General features: G+C 68.9%; 9 protein-coding genes. 2 read left to right on the top strand and 7 right to left on the bottom strand.

The window, feature by feature from the left end:
• Positions 1–283 precede the first annotated feature (283 nt).
• The 3 genes from ACGFRG_RS35590 to thyX all read right to left on the bottom strand — a co-directional run bounded on the left by ACGFRG_RS35590 (position 284) and on the right by thyX (position 3,951).
• Entirely contained in the window at positions 284–1,969 is a 1,686-nt protein-coding gene (locus tag ACGFRG_RS35590; protein WP_361433233.1) for a ribonuclease J, read from the bottom strand.
• Between the two features lie 111 nt (positions 1,970–2,080).
• Positions 2,081–2,980 carry a 4-hydroxy-tetrahydrodipicolinate synthase gene (dapA, locus tag ACGFRG_RS35585; RefSeq protein WP_361433231.1) on the bottom strand — a complete coding sequence of 300 codons (900 nt, stop codon included), beginning with the start codon at positions 2,978–2,980 and terminating at the stop codon, positions 2,081–2,083.
• Positions 2,981–3,210: 230 nt separating this feature from the next.
• On the bottom strand, positions 3,211–3,951 hold the full coding sequence (thyX, locus tag ACGFRG_RS35580) for an FAD-dependent thymidylate synthase (RefSeq protein ID WP_361433229.1): 741 nt from the start codon (positions 3,949–3,951) through the stop codon (positions 3,211–3,213).
• A 254-nt stretch (positions 3,952–4,205) separates the two neighbouring features.
• Between thyX and ACGFRG_RS35575 the strand changes: the two genes are divergently transcribed.
• Together ACGFRG_RS35575 and ACGFRG_RS35570 are read left to right on the top strand one after the other, a co-directional pair.
• On the top strand, positions 4,206–4,454 hold the full coding sequence (locus ACGFRG_RS35575; RefSeq protein ID WP_361433227.1) for a hypothetical protein: 249 nt from the start codon (positions 4,206–4,208) through the stop codon (positions 4,452–4,454).
• A 94-nt stretch (positions 4,455–4,548) separates the two neighbouring features.
• Positions 4,549–5,097 carry a hypothetical protein gene (locus ACGFRG_RS35570; RefSeq protein WP_361433225.1) on the top strand — a complete coding sequence of 183 codons (549 nt, stop codon included), beginning with the start codon at positions 4,549–4,551 and terminating at the stop codon, positions 5,095–5,097.
• An 18-nt stretch (positions 5,098–5,115) separates the two neighbouring features.
• On the opposite strand, the gene ACGFRG_RS35565 is transcribed toward ACGFRG_RS35570, so the two are convergent.
• From ACGFRG_RS35565 to ACGFRG_RS35550, 4 genes are read right to left on the bottom strand one after another with little or no spacing between them, the layout of a single operon-like run.
• Complete coding sequence (locus ACGFRG_RS35565; protein WP_361433222.1) at positions 5,116–5,562, bottom strand: hypothetical protein; 447 nt, start codon at positions 5,560–5,562, stop codon at positions 5,116–5,118.
• A gap of 15 nt (positions 5,563–5,577) precedes the next feature.
• Complete coding sequence (dapB, locus tag ACGFRG_RS35560; protein ID WP_393270755.1) at positions 5,578–6,330, bottom strand: 4-hydroxy-tetrahydrodipicolinate reductase; 753 nt, start codon at positions 6,328–6,330, stop codon at positions 5,578–5,580.
• Positions 6,331–6,380: 50 nt separating this feature from the next.
• The gene (locus ACGFRG_RS35555) at positions 6,381–7,760 is read right to left on the bottom strand and encodes a pitrilysin family protein (RefSeq protein WP_361433218.1); all 1,380 of its coding nucleotides are present in this window, start codon (positions 7,758–7,760) and stop codon (positions 6,381–6,383) included.
• The gene (locus ACGFRG_RS35550) at positions 7,757–9,970 is read right to left on the bottom strand and encodes a polyribonucleotide nucleotidyltransferase (RefSeq protein WP_393270751.1); all 2,214 of its coding nucleotides are present in this window, start codon (positions 9,968–9,970) and stop codon (positions 7,757–7,759) included. The genes ACGFRG_RS35555 and ACGFRG_RS35550 overlap by 4 nt, the downstream gene beginning before the upstream one ends.
• Positions 9,971–10,113 lie beyond the last annotated feature (143 nt).

The raw sequence follows: 10,113 nt of genomic DNA, 5'->3' as shown, positions 1-10,113 counted from the left end.
CTCTATCAGACTCTTTCGTGTCCGATTCCCGTGTCGGCGGGATTTGCTTTCCGGGGTTTTCGCTTTCGCGCTTTCCCTTTCCGGCGGCTCCGACTTTATCAGAGATTCTGATGTCGGATTTTCCGATCCCATCCGGTTCCCGGCTCCCGCGTCGATGACGCGGGCGACACGCGAAGGTGTCGGGTTCCCGTCTGGAGGAGATGTAAACGTACTGGAGCGGGGCGCCCCGACGCAAATCGAGGGGCCCCGCTCCGGGCGTACGCCGGTGGTGTCAGACGGTCCGTCAGACCTCTACGACCACCGGGAGGATCATCGGGCGGCGACGGTACGTGTCCGAGACCCACTTGCCGACCGAGCGGCGGATCAGCTGCTGGAGCTGGTGCGGCTCGACGACGCCGTCCTGGGCGGACTTGTTCAGCGCCTCTTCGATCTTCGAGAGCGCCGGCGTGAACGCCGAGTCCTCGATGCCGGAACCGCGCGCCTGGATGGTCGGGCCGCTCACGATCTTCCCGCTGGTCGAGTCGACCACCACGAAGACCGAGATGATGCCCTCGTCGCCGAGGATGCGGCGGTCCTTGAGCGAGGCCTCGGTGACGTCGCCGACCGAGAGGCCGTCCACGTACACGTAACCCGCCTGGACCTTGCCGACGATCCGGGCCGAGCCGTCGACCAGGTCGACGACCACGCCGTCTTCGGCGATGACGATGTGGTTCTTGGGCACACCCGTCAGCGCGCCGAGCTCGGCGTTGGCCCGCAGGTGGCGCCATTCGCCGTGCACCGGCATCAGGTTCTTCGGCTTGCAGATGTTGTAGAAGTACAGCAGCTCGCCGGCCGAGGCGTGGCCCGAGACGTGCACCTTGGCGTTGCCCTTGTGGACGACGTTCGCGCCCCAGCGGGTCAGGCCGTTGATGACGCGGTAGACCGCGTTCTCGTTGCCCGGGATCAGGGACGACGCCAGGATCACGGTGTCGCCCTGGACGATCCGGATCTGGTGGTCGCGGTTGGCCATCCGGGACAGGGCCGCCATCGGCTCGCCCTGGGAGCCGGTGCAGACCAGCACGACCTCGTCGTCCGGCAGATCGTCCAGCGTCTTGACGTCGACGACGAGTCCGGCCGGGACCTTCAGATAGCCCAGGTCACGGGCGATGCCCATGTTGCGGACCATGGAGCGGCCGACGAAGGCGACCCGACGGCCGTACTCGTGGGCGGCGTCCAGGATCTGCTGGATGCGGTGCACGTGGCTGGCGAAGCTGGCCACGATGATGCGCTTCTGGGCGTTCGCGAAGACCGTGCGCAGGACGTTCGAGATGTCGCGCTCGGGCGGCACGAAGCCGGGGACCTCGGCGTTGGTGGAGTCCACCAACAGCAGGTCGATGCCCTCCTCGCCCAGCTTCGCGAAGGTGGGGAGGTCGGTCAGGCGGCGGTCCAGCGGGAGCTGGTCCATCTTGAAGTCGCCGGTGTGGACGGCCATGCCCGCGGGGGTGCGGATGGCGACCGCGAGGGCGTCCGGGATGGAGTGGTTGACCGCGATGAACTCGCAGTCGAAGGGGCCCAGGCGCTCGCGGTCGCCCTCGGCGACCTCCAGCGTGTACGGGCGGATGCGGTGCTCCTGGAGCTTGGCCTCGATCAGCGCGAGGGTCAGCTTGGAGCCGATCAGCGGGATGTCCGGCTTCTCGCGGAGCAGGTACGGGACGCCGCCGATGTGGTCCTCGTGGCCGTGCGTGAGCACGATGCCCTCGACGTCGTCGAGGCGGTCCCTGATGCTGCTGAAGTCCGGCAGGATCAGGTCGACGCCGGGCTGCTCCTCCTCGGGGAAGAGCACGCCGCAGTCGACGATGAGCAGGCGTCCGCCGTACTCGAAGACCGTCATGTTCCGGCCGATTTCGCCGAGACCGCCGAGCGGGGTGACGCGCAGGCCGTTCTTGGCAAGCTTCGGCGGGGTGCCGAGTTCGGGATGCGGATGACTCAAAAGACTCTCCTCACCACACACGCCACGTACCTGTAAGGCACGTGGCGCGCATGACATTCGTGCACTTGCTGTTGTCTGTTGGTTCTTCGTATTCAGTTGTGAAGTCTGTGGTTACAGCTGTACCCCGCCGGCGGCAAGATCGATCTTGAGCTGGGCGGTTTCCTCCGCCGTCAGCCCGATCATCGGCAGCCGCAGCGGTCCGCCGGGCAGGCCCTGGAGGGCGAGCGCGGCCTTGGTGGTCATGACGCCCTGCGTACGGAACATGCCCGTGTACACCGGCAGCAGCTTCTGGTGGATCTCGGTGGCCTTCTGCACGTTGCCCGAGACATAGGCGTCGAGGAGCGAGCGCAGCTCGGGGGTGACCACATGGCCGACCACCGAGACGAAGCCGACCGCGCCGACCGAGAGCAGCGGCAGGTTGAGCATGTCGTCGCCGGAGTACCAGGCGAGGCCGGAGCGGGCGATGGCCCAGCTGGCACGGCCCAGGTCGCCCTTGGCGTCCTTGTTGGCGACGATACGCGGGTGCTCGGCGAGGCGCACCAGGGTTTCGGTGTCGATCGGCACACCGCTGCGGCCGGGGATGTCGTAGAGCATCACCGGGAGCTCGGTGGCGTCGGCGATGGCCGAGAAGTGCCGGTACAAGCCCTCCTGCGGGGGCTTGTTGTAGTACGGCGTGACGGCGAGCAGGCCGTGTGCGCCGGCCCGCTCGGCCGCGCGGGCCAGCTCCAGGGTGTGGTGCGTGTCGTTGGTGCCGATCCCGGCGACGACGTGGGCCCGGTCTCCGACCGCTTCCAGTACGGCCCGTACGAGCTGGTCTTTCTCCGCGTCGCTGGTGGTCGGGGACTCGCCGGTGGTGCCGTTGACGATCAGTCCGTCGTTACCTGCGTCGACCAGGTGGGCGGCGAGCCGCTGCGCGCCGTCGAGGTCGAGTGCGCCGTCCGCCGTGAAGGGCGTGACCATGGCGGTGAGGACCCGCCCGAAGGGGGTCTGCGGAGTGGAGATCGGAGCCATGGGTAACACGCTACTCGCTGCTCAGCGCCCGGTGTCCCCTCGGGGGACGTGGCAGAGGGAGCCCGGCACTGCCTGCTCGGGGGTTCAAGCAGTGCCGGGTCCGTTTGATCAGCCTAGATGAACTACGCGAAACGCCGCAATACGGACACTTTCCGCGAGGTATCAGCACATCTGTGCCCGTAGGGGCGGATTCGCCCTCTTGCTTCACCCTCGTGCGAGGGCGACATCACTTAGGGGGCGACGCGGCCGTTGGCGTTGAAGGCGGCGTACGTGAGGGGCATGAGCTTCGCCCAGTGCTCCTCCATCTTCTCGCCGACCATCTCGATCTCCCGCTGCGGGAACGACGGCACCTTCGCCAGCTCGTGCTGCGTGCGCAGGCCCAGGAAGTGCATCAGGGAGCGGGCGTTGCACGTCGCGTACATCGACGAGTAGAGGCCGACCGGCAGGACGGCACGGGCGACCTCGCGGGCTACACCGGCCGCCAGCATCTCCTGGTACGCCTCGTACGCCTGGCGGTACGAGTCCTCCATGGCGCGGCCCGTGACCTCCTGCTGGGCCTCGGTGCCGTCGACGAACTCGTACTTGCCGGGGCGGCCCTGCTGGACGAGCTTGCGCTCGGCGCCCGGGACGTAGAAGACCGGCTGGAGCTCCCGGTAGCGGCCCGACTCCTCGTTGTACGACCAGCCCACCCGGTGCCGCATGAACTCGCGGAAGACGAAGATCGGGGCGCTGATGAAGAACGTCATCGAATTGTGCTCGAAGGGGCTGCCGTGGCGGTCCCGCATCAGGTAGTTGATCAGGCCCTTGGAGCGCTCGGGGTCCTTCTGGAGCTCCTCCAGGGACTGCTCGCCGGCGGTCGAGACGCGAGCCGCCCACAGCACGTCGGAGTCGCCGGCGGTGTGCTTCACCAACTCGACGGTGACATCACTGCGGAAGCTGGGCTTGAGGTCTGCGGCGGGGGTGTCGGTCACCGGCGGGTCCTTCCAGGTCGATAACGGCGCCGACCACTCTACGGCCCGGCACTGACAACGCCCTCCCTGACGAACCGTCACGAACTTCTTCGGCAATTCGGGGAATTCGGGCACCAATCGGCAACTTCGAGCGTCTGTACCAGTAGACCCACATGGTCCGCGTCACACACGGACCCCACACACAGACTTCGCACCACACACACGCAGACACACGCAGACACACGTAGACACACACAGACAAGGAGCAGCCCCTCATGTTGCGCCGGCATGAGTCCGTCCGGTCCGTCCCCTTCGCGTTCGTCGCCGAAGCCGAACAGTTCCGCAGCAACGTCACCCCGCCGCCCCGCGAGCGCGCCGGTGCCGGCCGAATAGTGGGCCGTACGCTGATCGGGCTCACCGTGGTGGCCGGGCTCGCGGGCTCGCTCCTGTTCGGCCTGCCCGCGATGGAGTCGAGCCAGTCGCCGGGCCAGACCCAGCACTCCCAGGCCGCGGACGGCCGCTGACTCGTCCGGCCCCCCGGAAGTGGTCGTACGACGGCCTCCTGGGTAGCCTCACCGGGCACAGCCAATCGAGCGTGCTTGTGAGTGAGGATCAGTCGTGCCCCTGCCTTTCCTGACGGCCGACCGCGCATTCGATGCGACCGCCGACGATGTCACGCTGCCCTTCGACGACCACGATCGCTGGCGCCGCCCCTACCGGCCGGGCCCCTGGCGGGTCGGCGCGGCCGCGGTGCTGCTGCTCCTCGCGTCGTTCGTGCTGCTCTCCGCGGTGATCATCGCCTTCACCGGCGGGCCGGCCGCCGCGGTCGCGGTGCTGGCCGTCGCCCTGCTGGTGATCGCGTCGGCGCTGCGGCTGCTGCGGGTGGGCGTGTGGGTCAGCCGGGCCGGGCTGCGCCGGGTGGGCTTCTTCCGGACGTCCACCGTCTCGTGGCAGAAGGTCGAGGGCGTACGGACGGTGCAGCAGCCGGTGCGGTGGCTCGGTCTGCCCCGGACCGTGCAGGGACAGGCGCTGCTCGCCGCCACGCGGGGCGGAGCACGGTTCCCGGTGCTGCTCACGGACCACAACGCGGACTTCCTGTCCCGCGTCGAAGCCTTCGACCGGGCCGCCGACACGGTCGAGGCGTGGGGCGACGAGTACCGCCGCTGAGGCGGGGCCTTCGGGCCGCTAGACCGGCTTGCCCTCGCGGAGGTTGATCGCCCGCTGCATCGCCTTGCGCGCGCGTGGTGTGTCGCGGGCGTCCTGGTAGGCCACCGCAAGCCGGAACCAGCAGCGCCAGTCGTCCGGGGAGTCCTCCGTCTCCTCCTTGCGGCGGGCGAAGACGGCGTCGGCCGAGGCGCGGTCGATCCGGCCGCCGGCCGTGCGGACCAGTTCGTCGACCGGCAGGCCGCCCTCCGCGTCCAGCTCGGCCGCAAGCGCGTTCGCCCGGGTCACGAACCGGGTGTTCGCCCACAGGAACCAGACGCCGATCAGCGGCAGCACGAGGACGGCGATCCCCATGGTGACGGTGATCGGCTTGCCGTCCTGGATGAGCATGACGCCCCGGCTGCCGACCAGGACGAAATAGAAGACCAGGACGGCAGCCGTGACGAAGTAAGTGATCTTTGCGCGCATGACCGGCAGTCCAGCTCAGTTCAGGTCGAGGAAGTGTTCCAGGCCGAAGGTCAGGCCCGGAGTGGTCACCACGCGGCGCGCGCCGAGCAGGATGCCCGGCATGAAGCTGCTGTGGTGGAGCGAGTCATGACGGATCGTCAGCGTCTCGCCCTCGGCGCCGAGCAGGACCTCCTGGTGGGCGAGCAGACCGCGCAGCCGGATGGCATGGACCGGGACGCCGTCGACGTCGGCGCCGCGCGCCCCGTCCAGCGCCGTCACCGTGGCGTCCGGCGCGGGCGCGACGCCCGCCTCGGCGCGCGCCGCCGCGATCAGCTGCGCGGTGCGCGTCGCCGTGCCGGACGGCGCGTCCACCTTGTTCGGGTGGTGCAGCTCGACGACCTCGACGGACTCGAAGTAGGGCGCGGCGAGCTGCGCGAACTTCATCGTGAGGACGGCCCCGATGGAGAAGTTCGGGGCGATGAGCACCCCGGTGGACGGCGAGCCGTCCAGCCAGGTGGTGAGCTGCGCGAGGCGGTCCTCGGTCCATCCGGTGGTGCCGACGACCGCGTGCATGCCGTGGCGCACACAGAAGTCGAGGTTGCCCATCACCGAGGCGGGGGTGGTCAGTTCGACCACCACCTGGGCGCCCGCGTCCGCGAGCGTCTCCAGCTTGTCGCCCCGGCCGAGAGCCGCCACCAGCTCCATGTCCTCGGCCGCTTCCACGGCCCGTACCGCTTCGGAGCCGATGCGGCCCTTCGCGCCGAGAACCGCCACGCGCAGCTTGCTCATGCTTGCTTCCTCACGTCCTTGCGTACACGTACGTACGGATTGCGTACGGGTCAGGAGACCGCTTCATGGAGGCGGTCGGCCTGCTTGTCCTTCAGCGGGCCTATGACGGACAGCGAGGGACGCTGTCCCAGCACATCACGGGCCACCTCACGGACCTCGTCCGGGGTGACCGCGGCTATCTTGGCCAGCATGTCGTCGACCGACATCTGGGTGCCCCAGCACAGCTCGCTCTTACCGATGCGGTTCATCAGCGCGCCCGTGTCCTCAAGGCCCAGGACGGTCGAGCCGGAGAGCTGGCCGACCGCGCGCCCGATCTCGTCGTCGGTCAGACCGTCCGTGGCGACCCGGTCCAGTTCGTCGCGGCAGATCTTCAGGACGTCGTGGACCTGGTTGGGACGGCAGCCCGCGTAGACACCGAAGAGGCCGCAGTCCGCGAAGCCCGAGGTGTACGAGTACACGCTGTAGGCGAGGCCCCGCTTCTCGCGTACCTCCTGGAAGAGACGCGAGGACATGCCGCCGCCGAGGGCCGTGTTCAGCACGCCGAGCGCCCAGCGGCGCTCGTCGGTGCGGGCCAGGCCCGGCATGCCGAGGACGACATGGGCCTGCTCGGTGCGCCGGTTCAGCAGTTCGACGCGGCCCGCCGTCTTCAGGGCGCGGGCGCCGGCGCGCGGGGCGAGGGGGACCGCGTCCGTGCGCGAGAGCGCGCCGGCCTTCTCGAACGCCTTGCGGACCTGGCGTACGACGGTGGCGTGGTCGACGTTTCCGGCGGCCGCCACGACCAGGTGGCGCGGGTCGTAGTGCTTCTTGTAGAAGCGCGCGATCTGCGGCCGGGTCAGGGTGTTGATCGTGTCGACCGTGCCGAGGACCGGGCGGCCCAGCGGGGTGTCGCCGAGCATGGTGTGCGCGAACAGGTCGTGCACGCAGTCGCCCGGGTCGTCCTCGGTCATCGCGATCTCTTCGAGGATCACTCCGCGCTCGGCGTCCACATCCTCTTCGAGGATGAGGGAGCCGGTCAGCATGTCGCAGACGACGTCGATGGCCAGCGGCAGGTCGGTGTCGAGCACGCGCGCGTAGTAGCAGGTGTACTCCTTCGCCGTGAAGGCGTTCATCTCGCCGCCGACCGCGTCGAGCGCGGCGGAGATGTCGAGGGCACTGCGCTTGCGCGTGCCCTTGAACAGGAGGTGCTCCAGATAGTGCGTGGCGCCGTTGAGCGTGGGCGTCTCGTCGCGCGAGCCGACCTGGACCCAGATGCCGAAGGTCGCCGACCGTACGGACGGCAGGGTCTCGGTGACGACCCGCAGGCCGCCGGGCAGGGTCGTACGGCGGACGGTGCCGATGCCGTTGCGGCCCGGCAGAAGCGTTTGGGTACGGGCGACGGCCCGCGCCTCCGAAGAGGTGCGGGCCGTCGCCTTGGAGCTACGGGACGTCACTTGTCGGTGTCGTCCTTCTTCTCGTCCTCTTCGCCCTCGACGACCGGGATCAGGGAGAGCTTGCCGCGGGAGTCGATCTCCGCGATCTCGACCTGGACCTTGGAGCCGACCGCGAGCACGTCCTCGACGTTCTCCACGCGCTTGCCACCGGCGAGCTTGCGGATCTGCGAGATGTGCAGCAGGCCGTCCTTGCCCGGGAGCAGGGACACGAACGCACCGAAGGTGGTGGTCTTGACGACCGTACCCAGGTAGCGCTCGCCGACCTCCGGCATGGTCGGGTTGGCGATGCCGTTGATCGTGGCGCGGGCGGCCTCGGCCTGCGAGCCGACCTGGGCACCGATGTAGATGGTGCCGTCGTCCTCGATCGTGATCTCGGCGCCGGTGTCCTCCTGGATCTGGTTGATCATCTTGCCCTTGGGGCCGATGACCTCACCGATCTTGTCCACCGGGATCTTGACGGTGATGATCCGCGGGGCGTTCGGGGACATCTCGTCCGGCGTGTCGATCGCTTCCATCATCACGTCGAGGATGTGGAGGCGGGCGTCGCGGGCCTGCTTGAGGGCCGCGGCCAGGACGGAGGCCGGGATGCCGTCCAGCTTGGTGTCGAGCTGGAGGGCGGTGACGAACTCCTTGGTACCGGCGACCTTGAAGTCCATGTCGCCGAAGGCGTCCTCCGCACCGAGGATGTCGGTGAGGGCGACGTAGTGCGTCTTGCCGTCGATCTCCTGGGAGATCAGGCCCATGGCGATACCGGCGACGGGGGCCTTGAGCGGCACACCGGCGTTCAGCAGCGACATGGTGGAGGCGCAGACCGAGCCCATCGACGTCGAGCCGTTGGAGCCGAGGGCCTCGGACACCTGACGGATCGCGTAGGGGAACTCCTCGCGGGTCGGCAGGACCGGCAGGATGGCGCGCTCGGCGAGCGCGCCGTGGCCGATCTCGCGGCGCTTGGGCGAGCCCACGCGGCCGGTCTCGCCGACGGAGTACGGCGGGAAGTTGTAGTTGTGCATGTAGCGCTTGCGGGTCACCGGGGAAAGGGTGTCCAGCTGCTGCTCCATCCGGAGCATGTTCAGGGTGGTGACGCCCAGGATCTGGGTCTCGCCACGCTCGAACAGCGCCGAGCCGTGCACGCGCGGGATGGCCTCGACCTCGGCCGCGAGCGTACGGATGTCCGTGATGCCACGGCCGTCGATGCGGACCTTGTCCTTGATGACGCGCTCGCGGACCAGCTTCTTGGTCAGCGCGCGGTACGCGGCGGAGATCTCCTTCTCGCGGCCCTCGAAGGCCGGGAGCAGCTTCTCGCCCGCGAGCTCCTTGACGCGGTCCAGCTCGGCCTCGCGGTCCTGCTTGCCCGCGATGGTGAGCGCCTGGGCGAGCTCGCCCTTGACCGCGGCGGTCAGCGCCTCCAGGACGTCGTCCTGGTAGTCGAGGAAGACCGGGAACTCGCCGGTCGGCTTGGCGGCCTTGGCGGCGAGCTCGGCCTGGGCCTTGCAGAGCACCTTGATGAAGGGCTTCGCGGCGTCCAGACCGGCGGCGACGACCTCCTCGGTCGGCGCCTCGGCGCCGCCCTTGACCAGCTGGATGGTCTTCTCGGTGGCCTCGGCCTCGACCATCATGATCGCGACGTCGCCGTCCTCCAGGGCGCGGCCCGCGACGACCATGTCGAAGACGGCGTCCTCGAGCTCGGTGTGCGTCGGGAACGCCACCCACTGGCCGTTGATCAGCGCGACGCGGACGCCGCCGATCGGGCCGGAGAAGGGCAGGCCGGCCAGCTGCGTGGAGCAGGAGGCGGCGTTGATCGCGACCACGTCGTAGAGGTGGTCCGGGTTGAGCGCCATGATCGTGGCGACGACCTGGATCTCGTTGCGCAGGCCCTTCTTGAAGGACGGGCGCAGCGGGCGGTCGATCAGGCGGCAGGTGAGGATCGCGTCCTCGGAGGGCCGGCCCTCACGGCGGAAGAAGGAGCCGGGGATCTTGCCGGCCGCGTACATCCGCTCCTCGACGTCCACCGTCAGGGGGAAGAAGTCGAGCTGGTCCTTGGGCTTCTTGGACGCGGTGGTGGCCGAAAGGACCATCGTGTCGTCGTCCAGGTACGCCACGGCGGAACCGGCGGCCTGCTTGGCCAGCCGGCCCGTCTCGAAGCGGATGGTGCGGGTGCCGAAGGAACCGTTGTCGATAACGGCCTCGGCGTAGTGGGTCTCGTTCTCCACTAGCGTTTTCTCCACTCATCGTCTTTCGTCCCCGGGCCCGTGTGGCAGGGGGACGGTGTGGCGGAGAAGCACTCCTTGGCTGCGGGCCGGTCTTCGATCGAAGCACCCGGGGGCGTTGTCTCCCCGGGAGCCACTACCGAGGA

This window comes from Streptomyces sp. NPDC048696, from assembly GCF_043198895.1.
In the GTDB taxonomy this organism is placed as follows: domain Bacteria; phylum Actinomycetota; class Actinomycetes; order Streptomycetales; family Streptomycetaceae; genus Streptomyces.
The sequence above is the reverse complement of the archived record's forward strand: the minus strand, read 5'-3'. Positions and strand labels throughout refer to the sequence as shown.